Raw genomic sequence first — 25,364 nt, 5'->3', positions numbered from 1 at the left:
ACTCAGCGATGACTCCCCGCCTTTCGGCGGTCCACGAAGCGTGACCGGTCGCCGATCGCGGTGGCGCCGTGGATGCCCGGCGGAATCGCCGGCCGCCGCTCCCCCGGCGGCGTCTCCGCGGACTCCGCACCGGCCGCCGCCGGCCCGCTCGCGACCCGGCGGTAGCGCGGCGGAACCATCCGCTCCGCCCAGCGCGGGGCGCGCGGCGTGAAGCGCGGCAGCAGGAGGAGCACCAGGCCGACGGCGCTGAGCAGCACGATGCCCAGGACGATCCACATGCTGGCGTCGTTCGCCGAGTAGGCCACCGCGCCGAACGCGATCAGCGCCGACCAGAAGTACATGATCAGCACCGCGCGGCTGTGCGAATGACCGATCTCCAGCAGCCGGTGGTGCAGATGCCCGCGGTCCGCGGCGAACGGCGACTGGCCCTTCCACGTCCGCCGCACAATGGCCAGAATCAGATCCGCTACCGGCACCGCGATGATCGTCAGCGGAAGCAGCAGCGGGATGTAGACCGGCACCATCGCGTGGGTCGCCTCACGCAGACCGCCCGCCTTCTGGTTGAGCAGGTCCGGGTCAACCTGGCCGGTCACCGAGACCGCGCCGGCGGCCATCACCAGGCCGATCAGCATCGAGCCGGAGTCGCCCATGAAGATCCGCGCCGGGTGCATGTTGTGCGGCAGGAAGCCGATGCACATGCCCATCAGGACGACCGAGAAGAGCGTGGCGGGGGCGGCGGCCTCGATGCCGTAGCCGAACCACAGGCGGTAGGTGTACATGAAGAACGCCGCGGCGGCGATGCACACCATGCCGGACGCCAGGCCGTCCAGGCCGTCGACGAAGTTGACCGCGTTGATGGTGATGACGACCAGCGCGACGGTCAGCAGCGTGCCCTGCATCGGGGTCAGCGAGACGGTGCCGATACCGGGGATCGGGATCCACAGGATCGTCAGGCCCTGGAGGACCATCACGCCCGCGGCGATCATCTGGCCGCCGAGCTTGACCAGTGCGTCCACACCCCACTTGTCGTCCAGGACGCCGAGGATCCAGATCAGTGCCGCGCCCGACAGCAGCGCCCGCGGCTCGTTGGTCTCGAAGACGCTCTTGAGGTTGGTCAGATGCGCGGCGACCAGCAGCCCCGCGCACAGCCCGCCGAACATCGCGATACCGCCGAGCCGCGGTGTCGGCTCGCGGTGCACGTCACGCGCGCGGATCTCCGGCATCGCACCGGCCGCGATCGCGAATTTCCGTACCGGCCCGGTCAGCAGGTAGGTCACCGCGGCCGTGACGCACAGCGTCAGCAGGTATTCACGCACGGGCTGCCCCATAGAGATAGCTGGCCATCACAGCCCCACACCTTATGCGTGTCAGCCCCCTGGCCGTGAATACAGGAGAAGACGCACCCGGTCCGCGGACGGTTCCCGGGTCAGTCCTGATCCGGATACGGCGGGAAGCGGTGCACCAGCGCGGCGGTCTCGGCGCGGGCCTCCCGGTCCTCCCGCAGCGCCGCCCCGATCAGCTCCGCGATCCGGTGCATCTCGGCCTCGCCCATCCCCTGGGTCGTCACCGCCGCCGTGCCCAGCCGGATCCCGGTCGGGCGCGCCCCGCGCTTGCCGGGCGCGCCGGCGCACGGCAGCGCGCAGGTGTCCAGCACGATCCCGGCGGCGGCCAGCCGGCCCCGGGCGGTGCGCGCGTCCACCCCGAGCGGGACGGAGTCCGCGGTGATCAGGTGGGTGTCGGTGCCGCCGGTGGTGATCGCCAGGCCCTGTGCGGCCAGCGCGGCGGCGAGGGTGCGGGCGTTGGCGGTCACCTGATGCGCGTACGTGCCGAACGCGGGCGTGGCGGCCTCGGCGAAGGCGACGGCCTTGGCGGCGACCGCGTTCATCTGCGCGCCCCCTTGGGTGAACGGAAACACCGCGCGGTCGATCCGCTCGGCCAGCCGCGCCCCGCACAGGATCATCCCGCCGCGCGGCCCGCGCAGCACCTTGTGGGTGGTGGCGCACACCACATCGGCGTACGGGACCGGGCTGGGCGCCGCGCCGCCCGCGACGAGCCCCATCGGATGCGCCACATCGGCGATCAGATACGCGCCGATCTCGTCGGCGATGTCGCGGAAGGCGGCGTAGTCGATGTGCCGGGGGTAGGAAATCGAGCCGCAGACAAGGGCTTTGGGCCGCCGCTCGCGGGCCAGGGCGCGGATCGCGCCGTAATCGAGCAGCCCGGTCTCCTCGTCGACGCCGTAACCGGTGAAGTCGAACCACCGGCCGGAGAAGTTGGCGGGCGATCCGTGCGTGAGGTGTCCGCCGTGCGGCAGGGACATCGCCAGGACGGCGTCTCCGGGGCGCAGCAGGGCGGCGTAGGCGGCCAGTACGGCCGAAGACCCGGAGTGGGCCTGGACGTTGGCGTGTTCGGCGCCGAACAGGGCCTTGGCGCGCTCCACCGCGATCCGCTCGGCGAGGTCGACGATCTCGCAGCCGCCGTGGTGCCGGGCGCCCGGATAGCCCTCGGCGTATTTGTTGCCCAACGGGGAGCCCAGGGCGGCGAGTACGGCGGGCGAGGTGAAGTTCTCCGCGGCGATCAGCTGGAGCCCGTCGCGCTGCCGGGCGCTCTCCCCCAGCAGGACGCCGGCGATCTCCGGGTCCTGCCGCAGCAGCGCCGCGAAGTCCGGCGAGCCGGGCGGCCGGGTGACGTCGTCGCGGGCCGCGGCCCGCGCCCGGTCCTCGATGGTCTCGGCCGGTGCGGCGGCCCGCGCGCGGCCGACCGGGGACTGGCTGCGGGGTGACGCGGTGGTGGCGGGCATCGCTGGCTCCGGGCCTCGTACGGGACCAGGGCACGCTGCACGTGCCCCTGGGCCGGTCCGGCCCCAATCCGCCGGGCAGGCCCTAATCCCAATGTAGGCGCGGCTCAGCGATCGGGCGCGGTGTGCGGGCCATCGGGGTCCCGGGCCCGGTCCCGGGCCCGTCAGGGGGCGTCCAGGGCCCTTCCAGGGCCCGTGCGCGGCCCACCGGACGGCCGCTACGCGGGTGCCGGGACCCCGGTGAGGGCGGTGACGACCGGATCGAGGGCCTGGTTGATCTCGTCGCCGATGGAGCGGAAGAAGGTGACGGGCGCGCCGTAGGGGTCGTAGACCTCGTCGGACTCCGGGTTGGGCGCCAGCAGCCAGCCGCGCAGCGCGGCGGCGGCGCCCACCAGCGCGCGGGCGCGCTCGACCAGCCCCCCGCCGGGGAGCTCCGGGTCGGGCGCCGGGAGTGTGGCGGGGTCTATGGCCCGTACCAGCCGGTTGAACTCCTTGAGCGTGAAGGTCCGCAGCCCGGCGGAGTGGCCCATGGAGATGACCTGGGCGCGGTGGTCGCGGGTCGCGGTCAGCACCAGGTCGGCCCGGATGACGTGCTCGTCGAGCAGTTCGCGGCCGATGAAGCCGGCCGGGTCCGCGCCGTAGTCGGCGAGCACGGTGGCGGCGTGCACCTCCATGGGGGCGCCTTCATGGCCCCAGGTGCCCGCGCTCTCCACGAGCAGCCCGCAAGCCCTGGCGTCGCCGAGCCGCTCCTCCAGGGCATGCCGGTGCAGCCGCTCGGTGATCGGCGAGCGGCAGACGTTGCCGGTGCTGACGTGGAGGATCCGGAAGGTGGCGGAGGCGTGCGAAGGGGACGAGAGGGCCGCGGAGGGGAAGGTGTCGTCGCCTGGTCCCGCTATCCCACGCCCCAGGGGCGGCATCAATTCGCCACCTCAAGTTCGGGTACCACCTTGCGCAGCTCCTCCGCGCTGATCGCGCCCGCGCGCAGCAGCACCGGGACCGGGCCGGTGACGTCCACGATCGAGGACGGCACGGCGGCGGGCGTCGGGCCGCCGTCGAGGTAGACGGAGACCGAGTCGCCCAGCATCTCCTGGGCGGCGTCGCAGTCCTGCGGGGAGGGGTGGCCGGTGAGATTGGCGCTGGAGACCGCCATCGGGCCGAACTCGTTGAGCAGCTCGATCGCTACGGGGTGCAGCGGCATCCGCACCGCGACCGTGCCGCGGGTCTCGCCCAGGTCCCAGGTCAGCGACGGCTGGTGCTTGGCGACGAGGGTGAGCGCGCCCGGCCAGAAGGCGTCGACCAGCTCCCACGCCTGCTCGGAGAACTCGGTGACGAGCCCGTGCAGGGTGTTGGGGGACCCGACCAGGACCGGGGAGGGCATCCCGCGGCCGCGGCCCTTGGCCTCCAGCAGATCACCGACGGCCTCGGCGCTGAAGGCGTCCGCGCCGACGCCGTAGACGGTGTCGGTCGGCAGCACGACCAGCTCACCGCGGCGGACGGCCGAGGCGGCCTCACGCAGACCGGTCGCGCGGTCGGTCGCGTCGCTGCAGTCGTATCGCCGTGCCATTACGGGACCTCCTCGTGCGGAACGAATACTTCGGATGCATCGCGTGCATCGGGCGCGGGAACGGGGCGCGTCATGGCGTCGCCCGGCGCGCGGTGGCGAATCGGGGCCTGTTGTTGAGGTCGGGGTGGTCGGCCGCGTCGGCCCAGCCCCGCTCCTCGGTGAAGATCCACGGCACCTGCCCGCCCTGGGTGTCGGCATGCTCGATGACGACCACGCCGCCGGGCCGCAGCAGGCGGTGGGCGGTCCGCTCGATGCCGCGGATGGTGTCGAGGCCGTCCTCGCCCGAGAACAGCGCCAGCTCCGGGTCGTGGTCGCGGGCCTCGGGCGCGACGTACTCCCACTCGGTCAGCGGGATGTACGGCGGGTTGGAGACGACCAGGTCGACCTGCCCGTCCAGTTCGGGAAGCGCGGTCAGCGCGTCGCCGTGATGCAGAACGACGCGGGACCCCTCGACGTTCTTGCGGGCGTAGCGCAGCGCCTCCTCGGACAGCTCCACGGCGTGCACCCGCGACCGCGGCACCTCCTGCGCGAGGGCCAGGGCGATGGCGCCCGAGCCGGTGCACAGATCGACGATCAGCGGCTCGACGACGTCCATGGCGCGGACCGCGTCTATGGCCCAGCCGACCACCGACTCGGTCTCCGGGCGGGGGACGAACACCCCCGGTCCGACGCTGAGTTCGAGGTAGCGGAAGAAGGCCCGTCCGGTGATGTGCTGGAGCGGTTCACGCGCCTCGCGGCGGGCGATCGCCTCCCAGTAACGGGCGTCGAAGTCGGCGTCGCGGACCGTGTGCAGCTGGCTGCGCTTGACGCCGTGCACATGCGCGGCCAGTTCCTCGGCGTCGAAGCGCGGTGAGGGCACACCGGCGTCGGCCAGCCGCTGGGTGGCCTGGGCCACCTCCGCGAGCAGCAACGATCGGGAGCTCGGGGGGCGCCCCCCTGAATCGTGCGGCACTGGTCCTCCAGCCGGTCTGTACTGGTCTTGCGGTCTTACTGGGCGGCGGCGAGCTTGGCCGCCGAGTCGGCGTCCACGCACGCCTGGATGACCGGGTCGAGCTCGCCGTCGAGCACCTGGTCCAAGTTGTACGCCTTGAACCCCACCCGGTGGTCCGAGATGCGGTTCTCCGGGAAGTTGTACGTCCGAATGCGCTCCGAGCGGTCGACCGTGCGCACCTGGCTGCGGCGGGCGTCCGACGCCTCCCGCTCGGCCTCTTCCTGGGCCGCGGCCAGCAGCCGCGACCGCAGGATGCGCATCGCCTGCTCCTTGTTCTGGAGCTGGCTCTTCTCGTTCTGGCAGGAGACGACGATGCCGGTGGGCAGGTGCGTGATCCGGACCGCGGAGTCGGTGGTGTTGACGGACTGGCCGCCGGGCCCGGAGGAGCGGTAGACGTCGATCCGCAGGTCGTTGGCCACGATCTCGACCTCGACCTCCTCGGCCTCGGGCGTGACCAGCACACCGGCCGCGGAGGTGTGGATCCGGCCCTGCGACTCGGTGGCCGGCACCCGCTGGACGCGGTGCACCCCGCCCTCGTACTTCAGCCGCGCCCAGACACCCTGCCCCGGCTCGGTGGCACCGCCGCCGCCCTTGGTCTTCACCGCGACCTGGACGTCCTTGTAGCCGCCGAGGTCGGACTCGTTGGCGTCCAGGATCTCGGTCTTCCAGCCGACCCGCTCCGCGTACCGCAGGTACATCCGCAGCAGGTCGCCGGCGAACAGCGCGGACTCCTCGCCGCCCTCACCGGCCTTGACCTCCAGGATGACGTCCTTGTCGTCGCTGGGGTCGCGCGGGACGAGCAGCAGCCGCAGCTTCTCGGTGAGCTCGTCGCGGCGGACGTCCAGCTCCTTGGCCTCGTCGGCGAAGTCCGGGTCGTCCGCGGCCAGTTCCCGGGCGGTCTCGATGTCGTCGCCGGTCTGCTTCCAGGAGCGGTACGCGGTGATGATCGGGGTCAGCTCGGAGTAGCGCTTGTTGAGCCGCATGGCCTCGCGCTGGTCCGCGTGGACCGCCGGGTCGGCCAGTCGCTTTTCGAGATCGGCGTGCTCGCCGACCAGTTCCTCGACCGCCTCGAACATCGTGTGTTCCTCTGCTGACTGCTGATGTGGCTTCCCGGGGCCGGTGCGCCCCGCTGCCGCTGCGCGGCGGACCGTTCTCCGCCGGGGCGGCGGAGGCTACGGACGACAAAGACGCCGGTCCGGTCCCCCCTGTCCGGGGGCGACCGGAGACCGGCGCCTTGCGGGTCGCTACTTCTTGGCGGCCGCGGCGGACTTGCCGAAGCGGGCCTCGAAGCGGGCCACGCGGCCGCCCGTGTCCATGATCTTCTGCTTGCCCGTGTAGAACGGGTGGCACTCGGAGCAGATGTCGGCGCGGATGCTGCCGCCGGCGACCGTGCTACGGGTGGTGAACGACGCGCCACAGGTGCAGCTGACCTGGGTCTCGACGTACTCCGGGTGGATGTCGCGCTTCAAGGGATTCTCCTAGGTTCGGGAGTGCACCGGGTCGTGTCGCGGAATTGCGTCACGTGAACCGGGGCCGACGGTCCAGTCTGCCAGGACTAGCCGTATCTCCCAAAACCGGGGTGCGGGCGCAACTATTCCCCCCGGCGGTCCGGCGTCCGGGCCGCGACCCGGACGGCTACTTCACGTAGCTGCCCGTACCGCCCTTGTCACCCGCCGAGCCCTTGAGCGCCGACTTCGGGATGTCCTGGTCGTTCCGCAGCGCGTCCCAGACCAGCCGGCCCTGCTTGGTCAGCGGCAGCACCCGGGAGGGGTTGACCGGGTCGTACTCCACCGGCAGCGTCACCATCTCGATGTGGTCCGAGGTGATCCCGCCCAGGGTCTTGGCGAGCCCGGTGAGCTGCGGAACCGAGTTGAGGTCGGTGTCGGTGGTGACGGCCTTGGTGGCGGTGTCGGCGATGGAGTAGAGCTTGGCCGGGTTGGTGAGCACGCCGACGTTCCGGACCTGGTTCATCAGCGCCTTGATGAACGTCTGCTGGAGCTGAATGCGGCCCAGGTCGCTGCCGTCGCCCCCGGGGACGCCGTGCCGGGTCCGGACGAGTCCGAGCGCGTCCTCGCCGTTGAGGGTGTGCTTGCCGGGCTGCAGGTGCAGATGGCTGTACCGGTCGTTGATGGGCTTGGTGGTGGTGATGTCCACCCCGCCCAGCGCGTCGATCAGCTTCTTGAAGCCGGTGAAGTCGACCTCGACGAAGTGGTCCATGCGGATCCCGCTCATCGACTCGACGGTCTTGACGGCGCAGGCCGGTCCGCCGACCTCGAAGGCGGTGTTGAACATCGCCCGCCGCTCCGCGGGGACGGTCCTACCGTCCTTGGTGCAGTTGGGCCGGGTGACCAGGGTGTCGCGGGGGATGCTGACGACGCTGGCCTTCTTGTGGCCCTTGAAGACGTGGACGACCATCGCGGTGTCCGAGCGGGCACCGCCCTCGTCCTTGCCGTACTCGCCGTTCTTGCCGGCCCGGGAGTCGGAGCCCATGACCAGGATGTCCATCGAGCCGTTGTCGACGTTCTTCGGCCGGTCCTGGCCGAGGGCCGCGTTGATGTCGACGCCCTTGAGGTTGCCGTTGAGCTTGAAGTAGACGTAGCCCAGCCCGGCGCCGCCGAGCAGCACCGCGCCGACCAGCGCGCACAGCGTGACCGTCAGGGCCCGGCGGCGCCGGGTCGGGCCCTTGCGCCGACGGCCCGTGGCACGTATGCCACGGCCGCGGCCCTCGGCCGCCCGCGCGCTTCCGTTGCTGTCCGCCATCTGCTCCTCAGTCCTTTTTTCCCTCGGCTGCCCCTCGCCGTCATCCCGTGGTCACGGGTGAGTGCCTATTCAGACGGGAGGTTGACCGGAAGGGTTGCACGGCGCGTTATGAGCGCTTTCTTAGAAAGACGCCGTGTACGCCCCGTGTGACATCGGACTTTCGCCCTCTCACCTGCGCTTTCGTCCTGTGATCCGGCTTTGCCCGAACTGTGTGCGCGGTACGAACCTGTGCGGAAGGTCTCAAGGGGGACAGCTCGCCGACACCGCTCACCCGCCGCACCGCACCGCGGGGCGCCGCAAGCACGTAGACACCGGCCCCCCTCGCCGGTGCGGCGAGGGGGGCCGGTGTCTACCGTGCTTGCGGCGCGTACGTCCGGCGGGCGTCAGTCGTTGCCGTTGCCCGCGGTCGGCGTCGTCTTCTGGATCTGCAGCAGGAACTCCGCGTTGGACTTGGTCTGCTTCATCTTGTCCAGCAGCAGCTCGATGGCCTGCTGCTGGTCCAGCGCGTGCAGCACCCGGCGCAGCTTCCAGACGATGGCCAGCTCGTCGCTGCCCATCAGGATCTCTTCCTTACGGGTGCTGGACGCGTCCACGTCCACCGCCGGGAAGATGCGCTTGTCGGAGAGCTTGCGGTCGAGCTTGAGCTCCAGGTTGCCGGTGCCCTTGAACTCCTCGAAGATCACCTCGTCCATCCGCGAGCCGGTCTCGACCAGCGCGGTGGCCAGGATGGTCAGCGAACCGCCGTCCTCGATGTTGCGCGCGGCACCGAAGAAGCGCTTCGGCGGGTAGAGCGCGGTCGAGTCGACACCACCGGACAGGATGCGGCCGGAGGCGGGCGCCGCGAGGTTGTACGCGCGGCCCAGGCGGGTGATGGAGTCCAGCAGGACGACCACGTCGTGACCGAGCTCGACGAGCCGCTTGGCCCGCTCGATGGCCAGCTCGGCGACGGTGGTGTGGTCCTCGGCCGGGCGGTCGAAGGTCGAGGAGATGACCTCGCCCTTGACCGACCGCTGCATGTCGGTGACCTCTTCGGGACGCTCATCGACGAGGACGACCATCAGGTGGCACTCGGGGTTGTTGCGGGTGATCGAGTTGGCGATCGCCTGCATGATCATGGTCTTGCCGGTCTTCGGCGGGGCCACGATCAGCCCTCGCTGGCCCTTGCCGATCGGGGTGACCAGGTCGATGATCCGGGTCGTCAGCCCGCCCGACTCGCCCTCCAGGCGCAGCCGCTCCTGCGGGTAAAGGGGCGTCAGCTTGCCGAACTCCGCCCGCTGGCGGCCCTGTTCGGGCGCCATGCTGTTGACGGTGTCGAGCCGCACCAGCGCGTTGAACTTCTCGCGCCGCTCGCCGTCCTTGGGCTGGCGGACCGCACCGGTGACGTGGTCGCCCTTGCGCAGGCCGTTCTTGCGGACCTGGGCGAGCGAGACGTACACGTCGTTGGGGCCGGGCAGGTAGCCCGAGGTCCGGATGAACGCGTAGTTGTCGAGGATGTCGAGGATGCCCGCGACCGGGATGAGCACGTCGTCCTCGGCCACCTGCGGCTCAGGCGCGAAGTCCTCGCGGCCACGGCGGCCACGGCGGTCGCGGTACCGGCCGCGGCGGCCGCGCCGGCCGCCCTCGAAGTCGTCGTCCTCGTCGGGCCGGCGGTCGCGCTGGCGGCCACCAGCGCCCTGGCCGCCGTCGCCGGCGTCGCCCTTGCGGCGGTCCCCGCGGTCCCCGCGGTCGCGGTCGCGCTGGCGGCGGTCGCCCTTCTGCCCGCGCTCCTGGCGGTCGCCGCGGTCCTGGCGCTCACCACTCTTGGCGGGCCGGCCCTCGCCGGTCTCCTGCGGAGCCGTCGCGGTCTCGGTCCTGACCTCGGCCTTGACCTCGGTCTTGACGTCGCCCGCGGGGGGGGTCTCCGGGCTGCCCGCGGCGGCGGTGGCCCGGCGCCGGCGGCGCTCGCCGGCCGGCTGCTCGTCGCTGACCGGCTGGCCCGGGATCTCGATCTGCTGCTGCGCCCCCTTGTCCGCGGCCTTGGCCGTCTTGGCGGGCTTGTCGGCCTTGGCGTCCGACTCGGCACCGTCCTCGCCCGTGCGGGCCTTGGAGGTCGTACGGCGCTTGGGCTTGGTCTCGGTGTCGGCAGCGGGCGCGTCGGCCTTGGCGGCGGATCCCGAGCCGCCGGCCTGCCTCTCCTTGATGACCTCGATCAGCTGGCTCTTGCGCATCCGCGCGGTGCCCTTGATACCGAGGCCGGAGGCGACCTGCTGCAGCTCTGCCAGGACCATGCCGTCAAGGCCGGTGCCGGAACGGCGGCGCCGCGTGGTAGCAGGCGCGGCGGGAGCGTCCGTGGCGGGCGTGGTGGCACTGCCATCGGTGCGCGCGCCCATCAGATCGGTGGTGTCGCTCACGAAGGGTCCTTCCCTGGAGCGGGCGTCGGCCTGTCTGGCTCGGCGACCGGTTGTGCTGTCCGGCTGGGTCCTCGGGTCTTGCGGACCGGGCCGGGGCGGTGGTCCCGCCGGATACGGCGGAAGATCAGTTCATGGCTCCGGCGTGAAGATATGCGGTGTGGCTCTGGTTCGTCACGCCGATTCCGGAGCGTGCTCACTTCTGCTCAGGCCATTGCTCCAAGCAGTTTGGGAGGCTCCCGGAAGAAAGTGGTCCCGAAGGGGGACACGAAGCACCGCGCCACACTGGCGTCGAGTACTGACTTGAGGTTAACACTACCGGATCCAACAAACATTCCCCCTCTCAAAGACCGGCAATCGTCGATCACTGGTCGTGATCACCCGGCGAGCGGCAGCACACACGTACCGGCCGCGTCGAGGGTCAGCCGGTTGGCCGCCCACCCCTCTCCCGCCAGCGCCGCGACCTTGTCGGCCGCCGCGTCCTCGACCAGCGCGAGCACCGTCGGGCCCGCACCGGAGATGACTGCGGGGACGCCGTCCGCGCGCAGTCGGTTCACCAGGGCCACGCTCTCCGGCATCGCGGGGGCGCGGTAGTCCTGGTGAAGTCGGTCCTCGGTCGCGGCCAGCAGCAGCTCGGGGCGCCTGGTCAGGGCCTCGACGAGCAGTGCGGCGCGGCCGGCGTTCACCGCGGCGTCCACGTGCGGGACGGTGCGCGGCAGCAGTCCACGGGCGGTCTCGGTGAGCACCGGCTTGCCGGGCACGAAGACCACCGGAACGATGGAATCGGCGGGATCCATCCGGATCGCGCGAGCGGTTCCGGTGTCCATCCAGGCGAGTGTGAAGCCGCCGAGCAGGCAGGCGGCGACGTTGTCGGGGTGCCCCTCGATCTCGTTGGCCAGTTCCAGCAGCGCGGCGTCGTCGAGCTTCTGCTCGCCGCCTATGGTCACGGCGCGGGCGGCGACGATTCCGGCGCAGATGGCGGCCGATGAGGAGCCGAGGCCGCGGCCGTGCGGAATGCGGTTGGCGCAGACGATTTCCAGGCCGCGCGGCTGCCCGCCGAGCAGGTCGAAGGCGGTGCGCATGGACCGTACCAGCAGGTGACTCTCGTCGCGCGGAAGGGTGTCGGCCCCCTCACCGGCGATGTCGACGTGCAGCCCGGAGTCGGCGACACGTACCACGACATCGTCGTACAGGCCCAGGGAAAGACCCAGGGCATCGAAGCCGGGACCGAGATTGGCGCTGGTAGCGGGGGTGCGCACCCGGACGGCGGCGGCGCGGAACGCGGGACCGGCCATCGCTCGATGACTCTCCTTGATTGATGCTGCGGTACTGCCCCCGAGCACAGCACCGCGGCACCGAGGTGCCCGGACGGCTCGTGGGGTCTGTTCTGACCTGCCCTGCACGCCACTGCGTTATGCCGTGGGGAGGGGAGTTGGGTGCCAGCCTATCGAAGGAAGGTTCTGTCGCGACATAGGGCGCACAGGAGGCGCACGATGCGTGTCGCGCGCCTTCCTGTGCCCCTGGCCTGGCTTTGCAGGCTTTGCGCAATTTGCTGCACGGCGGATGACGGGGGCCGGCCGCCCCGTCACCCCCTGCCGTACGCGCAGGTCACGGACGTCCGGTCAGCCGAGTCCGAGCCGCTCGGCGGCGGCGTCCGCGTCGATCGGGACGGTGACCGGCTGCGGCGCTCCGGCGACCGCCCAGTCCGGGTCCTTGAGGCCGTTGCCGGTGACCGTGCAGACGATCCGCTGGCCGGGGTCGACCCTGCCCTCTTCGGCGGCCTTGAGCAGACCGGCGACCGAGGCGGCCGAGGCGGGCTCCACGAAGACGCCCTCCTGCGCGGCCAACAGGCGGTAGGCCGCGAGGATTTGACGGTCCGTCACATCCTCGATGAGGCCGCCGGACTCATCCCGGGCGCGCTCCGCGAACTCCCACGAGGCGGGGTTGCCGATACGGATCGCCGTCGCGATGGTGTGCGGGTCCTTGACGACCTCACCGCGCACGATCGGGGCGCTGCCGGACGCCTGGAAGCCCCACATCCGCGGGGTGTGCGAGGCGATGCCGTCGGCCGCGTACTCCTGGTAGCCCCTCCAGTAGGCCGTGATGTTGCCGGCGTTGCCGACGGGCAGCACATGGATGTCCGGGGCGTCGTCGAGCATGTCGACGATCTCGAAGGCGGCGGTCTTCTGGCCCTCGATGCGCACCGGGTTGACGGAGTTCACAAGTGCGACCGGGTACTTCTCCGAGAGGCCCCGGGCCAGCGTCAGGCAGTCGTCGAAATTTCCGTCGACCTGGAGGATCTTGGCGCCGTGCACGAGGGCCTGGCCCATCTTGCCGAGCGCGATCTTGCCCTGCGGGACCAGCACCGCACAGACCATGCCGGCCCGGACCGCGTAGGCGGCGGCCGAGGCGGAGGTGTTGCCGGTGGAGGCGCAGATGACCGCCTTGGCGCCCTCCTCCTTGGCGCGGGTGATGGCCATCGTCATCCCGCGGTCCTTGAACGAGCCCGTGGGGTTGGCGCCCTCGACCTTGAGGTGCACCTCGCAGCCGGTGCGCTCGGACAGCACCTGGGCCGGCACGAGAGGCGTGCCGCCCTCCCGGAGGGTGACGATCTCGGTCGTGTCGCTGACCGGAAGCCGGTCGCGGTATTCCTCGATGATTCCGCGCCACTGACGACTGGTGGTGGTCACGGTGGAATTGGCAGACATGGGTTCCTTTACTCCCCTTCGACCCGCATGATGCTGACGACGCCGCGGACGGTGTCCAGCTCGCGCAGTGCCGCGACCGTCGACGACAGGGCCGCGTCGGTCGCTCGGTGGGTGACGACGACGAGGTCCGCTTCGCCGTCCTTACCCTGCTGACGGACCGTATCGATCGATACGCCGTGTTCGGCGAAAACCGTCGCTACCTGCGCCAGAACGCCGGGTTTGTCGGCCACGTCGAGACTGATGTGGTAACGGGTGACGACCTCGCCCATGGGGCTCACCGGCAGCGCGGTGTACGCGGACTCCCCCGGCCCGGTGGCACCGGCGAGCTTGTTGCGGCAGACCGCGACGAGGTCGCCGAGGACCGCGGAGGCGGTCGGCGAACCGCCCGCGCCCGGCCCGTAGAACATCAGCTGGCCGGCCGCGTCAGCCTCCACGAACACGGCGTTGTACGCCTCGCGCACGGACGCCAGCGGATGCGTCAGCGGGATCATCGCGGGGTGCACCCGCGCGGTCACCGACCCGCCGTCCGCCGCCCGCTCGCAGATGGCCAGCAGCTTGACGGTGCAGCCCATGCGCTTGGCGGAGGCGATGTCGGCCGCGGTGACCTCGGTCAGCCCCTCGCGGTGCACGTCGTCGATGGTGACGCGGGTGTGGAAGGCGATCCCGGCGAGGATCGCGGCCTTGGCGGCGGCGTCGAAACCCTCGACGTCGGCGGTCGGGTCGGCCTCGGCGTAGCCCAGCGCGGTCGCCTCGTCCAGCGCCTCGCTGTAGCCGGCGCCGGTCGAATCCATCTTGTCGAGGATGAAGTTGGTGGTGCCGTTGACGATGCCGAGGACGCGGTTGACCTTGTCACCGGCCAGCGACTCGCGCAGCGGGCGCACCAGCGGGATCGCACCGGCGACCGCCGCCTCGTAGTACAGGTCGGCGTTGTGCTTCTCGGCCGTGGCGTGCAGCGCGGCACCATCGGCCGCCACCAGCGCCTTGTTGGCCGAAACCACACTGGCGCCGTGCTCGAAAGCGGTGGTGATCAGCCCGCGGGCGGGCTCGATCCCGCCGATCACCTCGATGACCACGTCGATGTCGCCCCGCTTGACGAGCGCGGTCGCATCGGTGGTGATCAGCTCGGCCGGGATGCCGTCGCGCACCTTCTCGGGGCGGCGGACGGCGATCCCGGCGAGCTCCACGGGCGCACCGATACGGGCCGTGAGGTCGTCGGCGTGCGTCGTCATGATGCGCGCCACCTCTGAGCCGACCACACCACAGCCCAGCAGCGCCACCTTCAGCGGACGCGTACGCATCATTCGACCTCGTCTTTTCTTCGATCCAGCGGTTTTCATGCTTGGTCATGCACCAGTCTCACGCACCGGACGGCACTTTCCGCCGTTGGTCCGGATACCGAGACATTTATTTCATCCGGGGCCCGGTCCCGGCGATCCGCCCCTACCCGACGTCCAGCCGCAGGAGATCTTCCTCCGTCTCCCGCCGGACGATCACCCGCGCCGCACCGTCCTTGACCGCCACGACCGGGGGCCGCAGCGCGTGGTTGTAGTTGCTCGCCATGGAGCGGCAGTACGCACCCGTGGCCGGCACCGCAAGCAGGTCCCCGGGCGCCACGTCACCGGGCAGGAAGGCATCGCGGACGACGATGTCGCCGCTCTCGCAGTGCTTGCCGACGACCCGGGACAGCATCGGCTCGGCGTCCGACGAGCGCGACACCAGCGCCACGCTGTACTCCGCGTCGTAGAGCGCCGTACGGATGTTGTCGGACATCCCGCCGTCCACGGACACATACGTCCGCAGCCCTTCGAGCTCCTTGACCGTGCCGACCTCGTAGAGCGTGAACGCCGTCGGCCCGATGATCGCCCGCCCCGGCTCGACCGACAGCCGCGGCACCCGCAGCCCGGCGGCCTCGCACTCGCGGGTCACGATGTCGCCCAGCGCCCTGGCGATCTCGTGCGGCTCGCGGGGGTCGTCGTCGGAGGTGTACGCGATCCCGAGCCCGCCGCCGAGGTCGATCTCCGGCAGCTCGACGCCGTGCTCGTCGCGCACCTCGGCGAGCAGCTGGACGACGCGGCGGGCGGAGACCTCGAAGCCCGCCATGTCGAAGATCTGGGACCCGATGTGGCTGTGGATCCCGATGAGTTCGAGGCCGTCCAACTTCAGCGCGCGCCGCACCGCCTCGGCGGCCTGGCCGCCGGCGAGCGCGATGCCGAACTTCTGGTCCTCGTGCGCGGTGGCGATGAACTCGTGCGTGTGCGCCTCGACGCCGACGGTGACGCGGATCTGCACCGGCTGCCGCTTGCCGAGCTTCTCGGCGATGTGCGCGACCCGCACGATCTCCTGGAAGGAGTCGAGCACGATCCGGCCCACCCCCGCCTCGACGGCCCGGGTGATCTCCTCGGTGCTCTTGTTGTTGCCGTGCAGCGCGATCCGCTCGGCGGGCATCCCGGCGGCCAGCGCCGTGGCCAGCTCGCCGCCGGAGCAAACGTCGAGATTGAGCCCTTCTTCGTTCAGCCATCGCACGATGGCCCGGGAGAGGAACGCCTTGCCCGCGTAGAACACGTCGGCGTCCGCCCCGAACGCGTCCTTCCAGGCTCGGCAGCGCGCCCGGAAGTCCTCCTCGTCCAGGAAGTACGCCGGCGTGCCGAACTCCTCGGCGAGCGCGGTCACGGCCAGCCCGCCGACGGTGACCACACCGTCGGCGTCGCGCCGGACGGTACGGGACCAGACATGCGGGTCAAGGGTGTTGAGGTCGGCGGGCGGCCCGGCGTAGTGCCCTTCAGGCAGAACGTCGCCATGGCGGGGCCCAGCAGGATGCGCGGAACGACTCATAACGGAACGATCCCCTCAAAATCTTTCAGAGGTAGTCATCAGGGATGCGCGAAGGCAGTGGGACGGATCCATCAGGCGCCTCACACACATCAGACGTATTCAGAAGCAGAGATGCCGAGCAGGCGCAGGCCGTTCCCCAGCACCGTCCCCGCGGCCTCGGCAAGAGCCAGTCGGGCACGGTGCACGGCCAAGGGTTTCTCCTCGCCGACGGGCAGCGGCGGAAGTTCCTCCCGGCACCGGAGCCAGGCGTCCGCGGTCGCCTCCAGATGCCGCACCAGCCGGTCCGGCGCCCCCAGCCGCAGAGCGCTCTCCGTGGCCGACGGGTAGGTCGCCAGGCACGTCTGCAGGGCCTGAAGGGTCCGCGACGACCGCCCGCCCGCGGGCCCCTGCGGATCACGCAGATGATGCGGATCAAGCGGATGCCCGGACTCCACCGGGCCGTCCCCGGCCGCCATCACCTCGCCCGGCTCGCCCGCGAACCCCAGCTCGCGCGCGCCCCGCACCATCGCCCGGGTCCGGGCGTACGCGTACTGCACCCGGAACCGCGGGTTCTCCTCCCGCTGCACCGGCCGCTCCGGCACCCGCACCGGATCCTGCGCCGCCGGCCGCAGCAGCACCCAGCGCGCCTCGTCCGAACCGAGCCGCGTCACAAGCCCGGCCAGCTCGGCACGGGCGGAACAGGCGGAAGCGGAGGACGAGACGGAAGCGGAAGGGGAAGCGGAAGCAGAGGATGAGGCGGCGACGGGAGCGGAAGGTGAGACGGCCACGGGAGCGTGGCCGTGGACGTCGGCGAACGCGACGGTGAAATCCGAGGCGCCGGAGGCAACGGAGGCAACCGCAGCGATCTCAGCAACCGCCGACTCCGAGCTGGAACCAGAAGGACCAGAAGCAGAAAGGCAGTTGACGAAAACCGCACCCTCACCGCCCGGCCCGTCACCGAGGCACGCGACGTGGTCACCGCGGCCGGCCGCGCGGTCGCCGCCACCCGCTCCGATCCGCGCCAGCACCTCGGCCACGACCAGCCCGCGCGCGCCACCGCCCACCGAGGCGCCCACAGGGCCCGAAGCCCCACTCCCCTGCCCGCCCCCGGAAGCACTCGCCTTCCCGGAATCGCTCGCCTTCCCGGAAACACTCAACTCCCTGGAAACACTCGGCTCCCCGTACGCGGCCCCCCGCGCCAGTACTTCCCGTACGAGCCCGGCCAGCGCCCCGTCCCCCAGCGTGAAATTCAGGAAACCGGGTCCCGCGATATCGACCCGGGCGATCCCCGCACTGCCCGCCAGCCGCTTCCGCAGAATCTCGGCCACCTCGCGGGCCGGCCGCCCCGCGGGCCCGGCCAGCTGCAACGCGATGTTGGAGGCGTAGTCCCCACACCCGGGCCGCGGCGGCGGCTGCACCACGATCCGCGCCGGTACGGCCACGGAGAGCTCCCGTTCCTCGACGGCACCGCGCACGGAGCGCAGGACGGTACGGGAGAGCTCGGCGGGTGTCACAGGACAAGCGTATGGGAGAAGGGGGGCGTCCATGCGACCCGGTTTCGCCCTGTGGACACCCGGCACCATCCACCCGGCCCCGCCCCGGCCCCTCGCCCCGCCGCCTCAGCCCGCCGGACGCCCCCCGGCCCCGGATTCCCCACCGCTCTCCACAGCGCTCTCGACCCCGTCCCCCACGGCGTTCCCCTGGGGACCGTCGGCGGCCGTCATGCCGCCCCCCGCCGCCTCGCGCCCGCCCTCGGCCTCCCCGCCCTCGGCACCGCGCTCCCGCTGCCGACCCTCACGGACCAGCAGCCCGACCGTACGCACCAGCTCCGTGGGCTCGAACGGCTTCGCCAGAAAGGCATCGATCCCCACCGACTCACCGTTGTCCACCTCGCCCTGGGTGCACGCGCTGACGATGGCGATCGGGATGTCCCAGGTCCGCGGGTCGGAACGCAGTCGCGCGGCGGTGTTCAGACCGTTGAGCCGCGGCATCACCACGTCGAGGGTCACCACATCCGGTCTTACGTGGTGCACGACGTCCAGACATTCGGCACCATCAGCCGCGGTCACGACCTCGAAGCCCTCCAGCTCAAGGTTGACCCTGATCAACTGCCGGATCACCTTGTTGTCGTCCACGACAAGGATCCGACCGGACAAGCCAGGCACACCATGAGACTAGGGGCCCACCTGCGGCTGCGTCCCGGTTTTGCCCACTTCCGCCCCCATGCGGGGGACCTTTCCACGAGCACCTCCGGCACACCCGCCCCATGCGCTAAAAGCACCCTTCCCTCACCTTCCGCACCCCTCCAAACCCTGTTCATGAACACCCCATCAGAGCTGGTAGGGTTCTACCCGTCGCCGCAAGAACAGCGGCAACGCCCCCGTAGCTCAGGGGATAGAGCAACGGCCTCCGGAGCCGTGTGCGCAGGTTCGAATCCTGCCGGGGGCACTTCGCCTCAACCAGCAGCACGATGCGGTTGACCAGCGCAGATGCCTATTGCGGAGAGCGGGATCCAGTTTCACTGGATCCCGCTCTTTCTCGTTATTGCGCACTGATCGCGTGTGAGTGGCGTGTGCGGACACGACCGCGCCTTGCATGGCTAGGCCTCGCGGTCGGGCTGCGTCCCTGGGTTACGGCACCATCAGGGGCATGAACCTTCAGGGGATAGGGGCGCTCTCCGCGGCCGTAGTGGCGCTGATCGGGATACCCGCCACAGTACTCATAGGCCGATGGCAGATGAAAGCTGCCTTACGCGCGGCGGAAGTCACCAGTGAGGCGGGCTTGGCTCAAGCCGAGTCCTCCTACCGTGCAGCATTGGACGCTGTCCGCGCCCAGACACACGCCACTCATATGCAATGGCGTCGTGGCATCCAGCGGGATGCTTACGCCTCCTTTCTGCTTGCAGCGCACCGTGTAGCGGAGGTGGGTGAGCGATTTATCGCGGACAACGCTGAGGAACTCCCACTGGAGACCATCAGAGCCGGGAAGAGCGCTATTGACGATGCTCTCGCGGCGCTCAAGGAAGCTCAAACAATCGTCGAGCTGGAGGGCCCCGATGACGTAGCTGCGCCCGCCGCAGGGATGACCAATGCTGCCCGGTCGATGGCGATCTACCTAGGTGAGCAGGCCACCTTCGAGAGAGCACTGGGAAAGCTCTACAGAATGCTGGATGATCAGCCACCACCAGTGAGCTCCACTGCTGAAAGGCTCATGCAGGCGCTTTCTCATCTGCGCCGTCTCCGCTCGGAGTCCCCTTCCAATTCCGCCGACCTGGACGAACACGAGGCTCAGGAAACCCGAGCCGCAGAGCGGTCCGTCCGTGAGGCCGGGAGCGCACTACCGCCCAACGCCCTCGACTACGAAGAGTTCGCGGCGCTCGTCGAGGGGCACTCGCCCCGTCCTCCAATGCTGAGCAGCAGGTACTTCGATGCTTCTCAGCAATTCGATGAGGCGGAAGTAAATTTCGTCCGAGCCGCGAAAGTTGAGCTGCACAGCCGAGTATCCTGAGGTAATTCTGCAGCGGCGGATACAACCATCCAGCAGAGTGCGAGACGTGAGTCGACGCAGAACAACTGAGCGGCCTCCCCGCTCAGTTCTGTTCATAGCATCTCTAGGCAGTCAGCCATTGTCGCCTCCCCAACCCAAAGCCCTCTCGATCCTCTGGTTGTTCTCCGTCTCGCTGTCGTCGATACAGCCCGCGTAGCGACGATGGATGACCTCCGGGGAGTTGCCGGCGCGCCGAGCTACTTCAGCTACAGGCAGGCCAGCGCGGAGCCAGTTGGGTCTGCCGGAGGAATTCATCGACGCGGAAACCGTCGCCGTGATCCACGACAAGATCGAGGGCCTCTGCTACTACGCCGGCTTCGGTCGCCTCGATGCACTGCTCGGCGATCCGGCCCTCGCCCGCGACCGCGCGTACTTGGCACGCCTACGGGAGTATCTGAACGACGACTCGGTCTCCCCCGTGGTCATCCGCCGCCTTGTCCAACGGAACCCCTGCGGAGCCGATGCCGTCTTCCGCACGCTCCTGCGCAAACCCGCCTTAACCTCGGAACAGGACGGCGAAGCGCTGCTGCGCCGCCGCAAGAAGCGCCACTACGAGCACCATCCCCTGCCCGGCATCGCCCCGGTCGGTACCCGCCTCGCCGAACTCCTCCGCGCAGGAAGGCCGAGCACGTCATGAAGAAACTCACCACGGCCGAACTCGACGCCATGGTCGCTGAAGCGACCGTCGACGCCTACGACGAGTACGAACAGCTCACCGCACTCCACGCGGTCATCGACGACCACCTGGCCCTCCCGTTCGACGCCACCGTCCTGGGTGCCACGGTCACCGTCACCGCCGTCCAACTGCGGCCCGGCAGCGGCATCGTCGCTCTCTGCAAACGCGGCCGGCACCGCCAGGCGATCGGCATCCTCGACCTGCCACTGCCCGAACCAACGCCTCAAGGATGGGCGTGGGTGGAGGCATACCGGCACTGGGTGCCCTGAACCCCTGAAACGGACCAAGCCGGTCTCCCTGTTACTGCCATGCGCGGACCAAGTCCTCGGGCCCCCAGTGCGCAGCAAGTGGCAGACCGTCGGCCACACCGCACCGCGAGACAGCCACAAGCGGGGTGCCCGGTTCGGCACCGGGCACCGCGAGCATGTCCCGGGCCAGGGAGTCGTATTCACGCCGCCCGAACGGCTGGGACTCCAGCCACTTGACCGAACCGATGAAGTGCACCGCGCCCGCCACCGGTTCCCGATCAGCACCGATCAGATCGATCTCGGGGTTGTTCTGCCGGTTCCACCAGCCGCCGACCGCCTCCGTCTCCGGCCACCGCTCGTCGGGCAGCAGGCGCAGCAACGACTCGCGGATGACCGGCTCGACGGAACGCCCGCGCCAGGTGGTCCAGGACCGCTCGATGCGCTCCAGGGCCAGATCTCCGCGGCCGCGCTCGATGAGCGGGATCCCCCGGTGCAGGAAGGCCAACCAGAACCGAAGATAGGGGTCGGCGATGCGATAGCGCTTGTTCTTGGTGTCGGCTTTGACAGACAGCGGCAGGTCGGCGGTCAGGATCCGCTTGGCCTGCAACGTGTTCAGCAGCGGGGACAGCGTGCCCGAGGGCAGCGCGCCCAAGCCCCCGGCCTGTGCGGCGATGGCCGAGAAGGTCCGCTCACCGCTGCCGACCGCCTCCAGCACCGCACGCGAGTGCGACGCCTCGGGGAACTCCCCCAGCAGCGACAACTCGCCCGCCACCAGCAACGGCGACAGAGGGTTGGCCACGGCTTCGCGCAGGAAGTCCATGCGGCCCATTCCTGGTCGCCACGACTGGACGATCTCCGGGAAACCCCCGGTGATCAGCAGCGCATCCACCGCGTCCGCCGCATCCAGCCCGGTCATCGCCTGCACGTCGGCCAGATGCAACGGCTGCACGGTCATCTTCGCGGCCCGGCCGAAGAACGGGCGACCGTGGGACTGCAGCGCCTCCATCACCGACATGTCGCTGCCAACCAGGATCAGTAGGAGAGGCTTGGCGGACAGGTGTCGGTCCCACACCGTCTGCAAAGCTCCCTCGAACTCCGCGTCCTGCTCCACCAGCCACGGAACTTCGTCGATCACAGCGACGCTCGGGGCATCATCCGGAATCGCGAGGGCCAGGGACCGTAGCGCCTGGTTCCAGTCCGCGGCCTGCAGCCCGGCCACCAGCTCTCCCCCGGACAGAGTGGACTGCGCGAGCGTCGCGGTGAAGTCCGCCCGCTCGGCCACGGCATTGCGTCCCCGGGTCGCCTGAAAGACCACGTACGGAAGCCCGGACCGGTCACAGAACTCCTGGACCAGGCGAGACTTCCCCACCCTGCGCCGGCCCGTCATGATCACGGCCCGCCCACGGGTGGCTCCCGCGCCGTCGACCACCAGGCCCAGCTGCTGCGCCAACAGGTCAAGGTCGGCCGCTCTCCCTTTGAACTTCATCGCGACGCACTCCCAGCAATCCATCAAACGCAGTTTAGATATTACGTAGAATGAATCTTACTTAGATGCCAGCTCGCTTTCCTCGGATTACACGGTTCGGAAAGATGGGCAGACGCGCCGCCCCCTCGCCCCTTACGAGTCCTGGCCAGATGCGCCGACACCTTCACGATCAGCGAGTCTCCGCAGGTCACATGGGGTGTAGCACGACCAGGCGCGGGTCTGCGGCTCCCCCAAGGGCTCAAAACTGCGGCCACGCACCAACGCTCTATCGCTTCAGCTCGACCACCATCTGGATCACCAGCTGCCCGCCCCCAGCCAGCGACTCTCCCCGTCGCCATGTCCTGGTTTCCCCGCCGGGGGGGCACTCGCCAGTCAGTCAGCGAGAATCGGGATCTGACCAGGACGAGTGCCGACATGAAAGAGCGGGAGTCAGTTTCACTGACTCCCGCTCTTTCTTACTGCCTCTCACTGATCGCGACACACCTCCGACACGCTCCTCAAGCCGTGTCGCGGTCCTCCCCCAGCGCCTTGGTGATCTTCGCGTTGGCCGCTTCCTCGTGGCCGTCGCTGCAGCCGTGACACCGGCGGTGCGTCGGTCCGTCCACGATCACACAGCGGTCGGCGCGGGGCGCGGCGGTCTGCGGCAGGCGCCCGCCCCTCGGGGGCGGGGAATGCTTTCAGCCCTCCTTGGCAAGGGCCGGGACGAAGCGGGCCGCGTCGATCGTGCCGACGCCGGTCGCCATGTCGTAGCCCTTCACCGCGGTGTAGCCGGTGACTCCCGCGTAGTTGCTGTTCGTGCCGTCCTTCACATCCACGATCCCGGTGGACGGGTTCCGCGAGGACTGCGCGGACAGCGAGTAGAGGGCCTGGTGGATGTCACCCAGCCGGTGCCCGGCGACCTGGTCGGCCAGGGCCACGATGCCCGCAAAGAGCGGGCTGGCCGCGCTGGTGCCGTAGCAGACATTCCAGCCGACCCGCTTCGGGTCGAAGCTGGAGTACACCCATGCGCCGCCGTTCATCGCGGCGGACATCGAAACGTCGGGGGTGCCGCGGCGGCCGCCGACCACCTGCCCAACCCCGTTCTGGTACGAGGGACGGGCGAAGACAGGGGACAGGCCGCCGCCGCTCGCGCCGTGGTCGCGGTAGACACTGTCCGGCGCGATGCGGTCGCCCTTGGCGTCCAAGTGCAGTTGGGTGCCGCCGACCGAGACGGCCAGCGGGTCGGAGGACGGCCAGGAGTTGGCCCTGTGCGGGTACGCGGCCTCGCCGTTAGCGGTGGGGCTGGTGGCGCCGTCGTCGCCTGAGGCGGCGAGGACGGTCACACCGTGCCTGGCCGCGTCCTTGAAGGCGTACCGCAGGTTCTGGATGCTGGAGAAATCACCGCTGCGGAAGCCGGGGAAGGTGTTCTCCGTCGCACCGAAACTCTGGCTGATCACATCGCCCACACCGCGGTCGATGAGCGACTTCTCGGCGTCCATCATCTCTCGCAGGCCGGTGGTGCCGTCCCCGCTCTGGTTGACCCCGGTCTCCACCAGGACGATGTGCGCGTCCGGGGCGACGGCATGCGCCATCTCCACGTCAAGGGTGCTCTCCCCGGCCCAGAAGTTATGGGCGGGGTTGGCGGCGTCGAAGGACGGGACGGAACCCCACTTGACCACGTCGACGTGGGCGCTCTTCATACCGAACCGGGAGCTGTAGACATCCAGGTCATGCTGGATGGTCGGCGAGCCGAAGGAATCCACGAGCACGATCGTGCGCCCCTTGCCGGTGACTCCCGCCCGGTACAGCGGGTTCAGGTTGTACGCCTGCTGGTACTGGGTCGGGGTGTAACAGGAGATCTGCCACTTCGCCTGGCACTGCTTGGTGGTCAGCAAGCTGTGGGCCGCGTTCTCCGATTGCTGCCCGGCTCCTGCCGGCGCGGCTTTGGCCCCTTGCACCGAATGCACGGGGGCGGCAATCGCAGAATCAGACATAACGGGTGACATCAGTGCGACATTGGCGAGGGCTGCGACTCCAGCCACTGCGACCACGATGCGGTGCCGCGCACGAACTCTGCGCATGATCAATCCCCTTGCAAGATAAGACCCCCACTCGACAATTGCCGCAATCCCACCCCGAGGCCCTTCGCAGAGCAAGCACTTGCCCCTGTGCGACTTCTCACTGATGTGCGACTTGTCACTGTTGTCCGATTCGGGACCATGTCCCATGCCGTCCGATGCCGAGCGCGTAATTTCCGAACCTGAAAGAGCGGGAGTCGGTCTCACCGACTCCCGCTCTTTCTCGCTGCGTCTCTGTGATCGGGCTCACCGTGTCTCTGTGAGCGGACTCACTATGCCTCTGTGGTCGGGCTCACTGTGTCTCTGTGATCGGGACGCACCTTCGACGCATTCGTCAGGCCGTGTCGCCGTCCTCCTCCAGCGCCTTGGTGATCTTCGGTGATCTTCGCGTTGGCCGCTTCCTCGTGGCCATCAATGCAGCCGTCGATGCAGCCGTGATACCGGCGGTGGATCGCCTCCGGGGAGTTGCCGACCTGACGGGCCACCTCCGCGATCGGTACCCCCCAGCGTTCAGCCACCGCGTGATGCACGCGTGCCGGAGGTCGTACGGGCGTCCGGCCAACAGTGGGCCGACGCGTTGCGGCGGGAGGGAGTACCCCCGAGCCTCCTCCCGCACACGCCAGTAGGTGGATGAGCCGACCACTCCGCCGCGCTCGTTGCCGAACACGCGCCCCTGCTCGGCCATCCCGAACTCCTTCAGGTGGGGCCGGAGTATCCCGACCAGGACGGGCGGGATGGGTACCGGTCGGTCCTGGACGCCCCGGTAGGCCAGATTCGATCTCGAACGCTTCGCCGCGCCGGTTCATGGCCTGCCGCAGCTCATTGCGTCGGCATGACCAGCGAGGCGGGAACAGCACGAACCCGCACCACATCGCCACATGCGGCCGGCGATCCCAGAAAGGCCAGCGAATCCACGCATGGGTGGCGACAGGGGCGCATCAGAGGGAGCAGGGCAGCAGTAGTCAAAGTCCGCGAATTGTACGGTAGTTCAGGCGGCGTGAGGTTCGGGATGCAGACGGGTCTGCCTCGCTCGAAACGGGCACCGGCGCGGACGGGAGCGACGAGGTGAGGTGCTACGCAGGCGAACAGAAGTGGATCCCCATCGCCGCCGCGGTCGTTTTCCAGGGATCGTCACGAGCGCCGCCCGGGCGCCGGCCGTGCGTCGGGGCGTTTCCCCGGAAGGCCGGGGAGCAATTCACCGGATCGTCCGTGCCGGGCCTCGGAGATGAGCCTTTCGGCGGCGTTCACCCGGCGTCACTCTCGCGGCAATGGAGCCTGGGTTTGCCGTGCTCAAGAGGGAAAAGGGTGATCGGGGTACGGGGGTGTAGGGCAT

Annotated in this window: 20 protein-coding genes and 1 tRNA gene; 4 read left to right on the top strand and 17 right to left on the bottom strand. The window is 69.8% G+C overall.

Features of this window, described 5'->3' with window-relative positions:
* Positions 1-2 precede the first annotated feature (2 nt).
* The 15 genes from ACO1BR_RS05480 to ACO1BR_RS05410 all read right to left on the bottom strand — a co-directional run bounded on the left by ACO1BR_RS05480 (position 3) and on the right by ACO1BR_RS05410 (position 18,153).
* Complete coding sequence (locus ACO1BR_RS05480; protein WP_426793859.1) at positions 3-1,328, bottom strand: MraY family glycosyltransferase; 1,326 nt, start codon at positions 1,326-1,328, stop codon at positions 3-5.
* 98 nt (positions 1,329-1,426) lie between these two features.
* The gene (glyA, locus tag ACO1BR_RS05475) at positions 1,427-2,800 is read right to left on the bottom strand and encodes a serine hydroxymethyltransferase (protein ID WP_426793858.1); all 1,374 of its coding nucleotides are present in this window, start codon (positions 2,798-2,800) and stop codon (positions 1,427-1,429) included.
* A 215-nt stretch (positions 2,801-3,015) separates the two neighbouring features.
* The gene (locus tag ACO1BR_RS05470; protein WP_426793857.1) at positions 3,016-3,717 is read right to left on the bottom strand and encodes a protein-tyrosine-phosphatase; all 702 of its coding nucleotides are present in this window, start codon (positions 3,715-3,717) and stop codon (positions 3,016-3,018) included.
* On the bottom strand, positions 3,714-4,361 hold the full coding sequence (locus ACO1BR_RS05465; protein ID WP_159508052.1) for an L-threonylcarbamoyladenylate synthase: 648 nt from the start codon (positions 4,359-4,361) through the stop codon (positions 3,714-3,716). The genes ACO1BR_RS05470 and ACO1BR_RS05465 overlap by 4 nt, the downstream gene beginning before the upstream one ends.
* Positions 4,362-4,431: 70 nt before the next feature.
* Entirely contained in the window at positions 4,432-5,313 is an 882-nt protein-coding gene (gene prmC / locus ACO1BR_RS05460; RefSeq protein WP_426793856.1) for a peptide chain release factor N(5)-glutamine methyltransferase, read from the bottom strand.
* A 35-nt stretch (positions 5,314-5,348) separates the two neighbouring features.
* Entirely contained in the window at positions 5,349-6,428 is a 1,080-nt protein-coding gene (gene prfA / locus ACO1BR_RS05455) for a peptide chain release factor 1 (RefSeq protein ID WP_426793855.1), read from the bottom strand.
* A 168-nt stretch (positions 6,429-6,596) separates the two neighbouring features.
* Positions 6,597-6,821: a 50S ribosomal protein L31 gene (rpmE, locus tag ACO1BR_RS05450; RefSeq protein WP_030065532.1), complete on the bottom strand. Its 225-nt coding sequence runs from the start codon at positions 6,819-6,821 to the stop codon at positions 6,597-6,599.
* Positions 6,822-6,987: 166 nt separating this feature from the next.
* Positions 6,988-8,112: an LCP family protein gene (locus ACO1BR_RS05445; RefSeq protein ID WP_426793854.1), complete on the bottom strand. Its 1,125-nt coding sequence runs from the start codon at positions 8,110-8,112 to the stop codon at positions 6,988-6,990.
* Between the two features lie 383 nt (positions 8,113-8,495).
* On the bottom strand, positions 8,496-10,502 hold the full coding sequence (gene rho / locus ACO1BR_RS05440; protein ID WP_426793853.1) for a transcription termination factor Rho: 2,007 nt from the start codon (positions 10,500-10,502) through the stop codon (positions 8,496-8,498).
* Between the two features lie 374 nt (positions 10,503-10,876).
* On the bottom strand, positions 10,877-11,794 hold the full coding sequence (gene thrB, locus ACO1BR_RS05435; RefSeq protein WP_426793852.1) for a homoserine kinase: 918 nt from the start codon (positions 11,792-11,794) through the stop codon (positions 10,877-10,879).
* Between the two features lie 327 nt (positions 11,795-12,121).
* Positions 12,122-13,207, bottom strand: coding sequence for a threonine synthase (gene thrC, locus ACO1BR_RS05430; RefSeq protein WP_426793851.1), 1,086 nt, complete (start codon positions 13,205-13,207; stop codon positions 12,122-12,124).
* A gap of 8 nt (positions 13,208-13,215) precedes the next feature.
* A complete protein-coding gene (locus tag ACO1BR_RS05425) occupies positions 13,216-14,508 on the bottom strand; it encodes a homoserine dehydrogenase (RefSeq protein ID WP_426793850.1) in 1,293 nt (430 codons plus the stop codon).
* Positions 14,509-14,647: 139 nt separating this feature from the next.
* Positions 14,648-16,039: a diaminopimelate decarboxylase gene (lysA, locus tag ACO1BR_RS05420; protein ID WP_426793849.1), complete on the bottom strand. Its 1,392-nt coding sequence runs from the start codon at positions 16,037-16,039 to the stop codon at positions 14,648-14,650.
* An 89-nt stretch (positions 16,040-16,128) separates the two neighbouring features.
* Positions 16,129-17,532 (bottom strand): ArgS-related anticodon-binding protein NrtL, encoded by a 1,404-nt coding sequence (nrtL, locus tag ACO1BR_RS05415; RefSeq protein WP_426793848.1) that lies wholly within the window; start codon positions 17,530-17,532, stop codon positions 16,129-16,131.
* Between the two features lie 105 nt (positions 17,533-17,637).
* A complete protein-coding gene (locus ACO1BR_RS05410) occupies positions 17,638-18,153 on the bottom strand; it encodes a response regulator (RefSeq protein ID WP_426793847.1) in 516 nt (171 codons plus the stop codon).
* A 241-nt stretch (positions 18,154-18,394) separates the two neighbouring features.
* Between ACO1BR_RS05410 and ACO1BR_RS05405 the strand changes: the two genes are divergently transcribed.
* The 4 genes from ACO1BR_RS05405 to ACO1BR_RS05390 all read left to right on the top strand — a co-directional run bounded on the left by ACO1BR_RS05405 (position 18,395) and on the right by ACO1BR_RS05390 (position 20,509).
* A tRNA-Arg gene (locus ACO1BR_RS05405) sits at positions 18,395-18,466 on the top strand.
* Between the two features lie 201 nt (positions 18,467-18,667).
* Entirely contained in the window at positions 18,668-19,525 is an 858-nt protein-coding gene (locus ACO1BR_RS05400) for a hypothetical protein (protein ID WP_426793846.1), read from the top strand.
* Positions 19,526-19,796: 271 nt separating this feature from the next.
* Entirely contained in the window at positions 19,797-20,201 is a 405-nt protein-coding gene (locus ACO1BR_RS05395; protein ID WP_426793845.1) for a hypothetical protein, read from the top strand.
* A complete protein-coding gene (locus ACO1BR_RS05390; RefSeq protein ID WP_426793844.1) occupies positions 20,198-20,509 on the top strand; it encodes a hypothetical protein in 312 nt (103 codons plus the stop codon). Before ACO1BR_RS05395 ends, ACO1BR_RS05390 begins: the two co-directional genes overlap by 4 nt.
* Positions 20,510-20,540: 31 nt before the next feature.
* On the opposite strand, the gene ACO1BR_RS05385 is transcribed toward ACO1BR_RS05390, so the two are convergent.
* Positions 20,541-21,974 (bottom strand): ATP-binding protein, encoded by a 1,434-nt coding sequence (locus ACO1BR_RS05385; RefSeq protein WP_426794007.1) that lies wholly within the window; start codon positions 21,972-21,974, stop codon positions 20,541-20,543.
* Between the two features lie 677 nt (positions 21,975-22,651).
* Entirely contained in the window at positions 22,652-24,034 is a 1,383-nt protein-coding gene (locus ACO1BR_RS05380) for a S53 family peptidase (RefSeq protein WP_426793843.1), read from the bottom strand.
* Positions 24,035-25,364: the final 1,330 nt, after the last annotated feature.

It is taken from the genome of Streptomyces sp. YGL11-2 (assembly GCF_050054615.1).
Lineage (GTDB): Bacteria > Actinomycetota > Actinomycetes > Streptomycetales > Streptomycetaceae > Streptomyces.
Note: the sequence above shows the minus strand (reverse complement) of the source record. Positions and strands in the feature narration are given on the sequence as shown.

Bases quoted from the DNA above. Each gene is read 5' to 3' on its own strand.
- thrB (WP_426793852.1), bottom strand. From the start codon at position 11,794: ATGGCCGGTCCCGCGTTCCGCGCCGCCGCCGTCCGGGTGCGCACCCCC.
- ACO1BR_RS05480 (WP_426793859.1), bottom strand. From the start codon at position 1,328: ATGGGGCAGCCCGTGCGTGAATACCTGCTGACGCTGTGCGTCACGGCC.
- ACO1BR_RS05380 (WP_426793843.1), bottom strand. From the start codon at position 24,034: ATGCGCAGAGTTCGTGCGCGGCACCGCATCGTGGTCGCAGTGGCTGGA.
- lysA (WP_426793849.1), bottom strand. From the start codon at position 16,039: ATGAGTCGTTCCGCGCATCCTGCTGGGCCCCGCCATGGCGACGTTCTG.
- ACO1BR_RS05425 (WP_426793850.1), bottom strand. From the start codon at position 14,508: ATGATGCGTACGCGTCCGCTGAAGGTGGCGCTGCTGGGCTGTGGTGTG.
- ACO1BR_RS05385 (WP_426794007.1), bottom strand. From the start codon at position 21,974: ATGAAGTTCAAAGGGAGAGCGGCCGACCTTGACCTGTTGGCGCAGCAG.
- ACO1BR_RS05390 (WP_426793844.1), top strand. From the start codon at position 20,198: ATGAAGAAACTCACCACGGCCGAACTCGACGCCATGGTCGCTGAAGCG.
- ACO1BR_RS05465 (WP_159508052.1), bottom strand. From the start codon at position 4,361: ATGGCACGGCGATACGACTGCAGCGACGCGACCGACCGCGCGACCGGT.
- thrC (WP_426793851.1), bottom strand. From the start codon at position 13,207: ATGTCTGCCAATTCCACCGTGACCACCACCAGTCGTCAGTGGCGCGGA.
- ACO1BR_RS05400 (WP_426793846.1), top strand. From the start codon at position 18,668: ATGAACCTTCAGGGGATAGGGGCGCTCTCCGCGGCCGTAGTGGCGCTG.
- ACO1BR_RS05445 (WP_426793854.1), bottom strand. From the start codon at position 8,112: ATGGCGGACAGCAACGGAAGCGCGCGGGCGGCCGAGGGCCGCGGCCGT.
- glyA (WP_426793858.1), bottom strand. From the start codon at position 2,800: ATGCCCGCCACCACCGCGTCACCCCGCAGCCAGTCCCCGGTCGGCCGC.
- prfA (WP_426793855.1), bottom strand. From the start codon at position 6,428: ATGTTCGAGGCGGTCGAGGAACTGGTCGGCGAGCACGCCGATCTCGAA.